Origin of the sequence: Rothia sp. HMSC036D11, from assembly GCF_001814205.1 — a bacterium.
GTDB lineage: Bacteria > Actinomycetota > Actinomycetes > Actinomycetales > Micrococcaceae > Rothia > Rothia dentocariosa.
Genome location: NZ_KV815301.1, coordinates 1 through 220, shown reverse-complemented (window position 1 = coordinate 220; position 220 = coordinate 1). Strand labels below are relative to the sequence as shown.

Genomic DNA, 220 nt, shown 5'->3' with positions numbered 1-220 from the left:
GTGATGATAGTGAGGGGAAGTACAAGTACTGCACGGTCGAGAAAGCCTGGGCAGAATACCGTGCTGGCGGTGATCTCTCAGGCAATACCGACTATACCCGGGTAGGGTGGGTTGAGACTCGGGAGTGTGGAAAATTAGCGCTTTCAGATTCCCCGAATAAGGATCAATCAATGGATGATTATATGGCCTCCATTGAACCGGGAGGGTATTACAAGGTGTA

Annotated in this window: 1 pseudogene; it reads left to right on the top strand. The window is 50.0% G+C overall.

The annotated features are described in order from the left end of the window. Positions 1-220: pseudogene (locus tag HMPREF2958_RS06450) on the top strand (hypothetical protein); the annotation flags it as partial.